The following is a 1,592-nucleotide window of genomic DNA, read 5'->3' as shown; positions in this document are numbered from 1 at the left end:
ACGGTGGATTCAGGGTTTCGTGGTGACGCGGGCGCCGAGGGCGAGTGGGGTGACGGTGCGGCCGAACGCGTCGCGCACCACGGCGGCGACGGTGACGCGGTCCTCCTCCGGCGCGATGCCTACGAGGTTCGCGGCGGCGGCATCGGTACCCAACACGGCGGCGATCTTCTTGAAAGCCAGCAGTTCTCGCAGTTGCGGTGCCCACCTGATCTCGCCCCGTTCCTGCCGGGTGGCCAGGTTGCGTGCCACGCGCACCGCTTTGCGATCCACGCCCAACTGGTCGGCGAGGTCGTAGTCGCTGGATACCTGCACCTGCACGGAGAACCGGGACGCGAGCGCGTCGGTGAGCACCGCCCCGTGAACCCCGGGGTTGTGTCCGGCGACCACGTAGAACCCTGGCGCGGCATCCACAACCTCACCGCCGTTGGCCTTGATCACGATCTGGCGGCGCCCGTCCATCGCGGGATAGACCACGGCGAGCACAGTCGGCGGGATCAGCGTGGCATCGTCCACGAACAGCGGCACCCCATCGCGCATCGCGCGGACCAGCGGGCCGTGCACGAACACGAACTCGCCGTCCGGGGTTTTGGTGTAGTCGCCCACCAGGTCGGCGACCACGGTGTCCCCGTCGCCCTGAACCGTGATGCAATCGGGGAACGCCGCCTCCACCACCGACGTCTTGCCCGTGCCCGGTGGCCCGTACAGCAGGGCGGCGACCCCGGCATCCCGCAACCGCCGCAGCGCGGTGACATCGGGCAGTGTCGTCCCGGACACCAGACGCGGGTGGTACTCGGTTCCGTTGGGACGCATGACGGGACCGGTCACCACCGCCGAATTGCTCGAGGTAGGTGCGGGCGCGGCGGCGGGCGGTGCCTTCGGGCGGGGCGTGCGGGCCGTGCCGGACTTGGCGGGTGCGGGTGTGACGGTGGGTGCGGCGGCCGACGCCGTGGTCGTGGTTGCCCGGTAGGACAGCGGGGTCACCGAGGCGATCTCGGCCTCGCCCCGGTCCGCCAGCACCTTGCAGGCATTGCCCACGGCGCCGGAGGACCGGTTCAGGGTGTGCGCGATGGCGCGCGGGGTCAGCGCGGTACCCGCGCGGTCGGCGAGGACTTTCGCGACCATCGCGCGCAGCTCACCGTTGCGCAACCGGGGCACGGACACCCCCGGCGAGGCAGCGGCCGTGGTACCGGGTGACGTGGTGGTCGGGGTCATCGTGAGAGGTCCTTTCGATCTCGGGCAGACGGCACGGGCGGTGCTGTACTCGGCGGGCTAGTCGTCGGCGGGGTCGTCGAGGTAGGCCGTCACGCCCTCGGCATAGGCAGCGGCATAGACGGCGGCCACGGGCGCGAATCGCGGCGGCACCTCAGGCTCGGCGTACGGGTCACCGCCGTAGGCGTCCACGTAGGCGGCATGAGTCCAGCCGTGGTCGCGCCCGATTCCGGCGGCCTCGTCTTGCAGGCGTGGGCCGCATTCGACGGTATTGGTAATGACCACGGTAGACCCCTTTCAAAGGACATAGCTCACGCCGGGCGTGGTATTCGGTGTGTTTCCGGTTCCCCCGGTGGTAATTCAATTATGACTCTGCGCCGCGC

Annotated in this window: 2 protein-coding genes; both read right to left on the bottom strand. The window is 70.2% G+C overall.

Going from position 1 to position 1,592, the window contains the following annotated elements:
- Positions 1 to 9 precede the first annotated feature (9 nt).
- On the bottom strand, positions 10 to 1,212 hold the full coding sequence (locus FNH05_RS37105) for an AAA family ATPase (RefSeq protein WP_144593496.1): 1,203 nt from the start codon (positions 1,210 to 1,212) through the stop codon (positions 10 to 12).
- Positions 1,213 to 1,269: 57 nt separating this feature from the next.
- Positions 1,270 to 1,494 (bottom strand): hypothetical protein, encoded by a 225-nt coding sequence (locus tag FNH05_RS37100; protein WP_144593495.1) that lies wholly within the window; start codon positions 1,492 to 1,494, stop codon positions 1,270 to 1,272.
- Positions 1,495 to 1,592: the final 98 nt, after the last annotated feature.

Origin of the sequence: Amycolatopsis rhizosphaerae, from assembly GCF_007713715.1 — a bacterium.
GTDB lineage: Bacteria > Actinomycetota > Actinomycetes > Mycobacteriales > Pseudonocardiaceae > Amycolatopsis_E > Amycolatopsis_E rhizosphaerae.
Note: the sequence above shows the minus strand (reverse complement) of the source record. Positions and strands in the feature narration are given on the sequence as shown.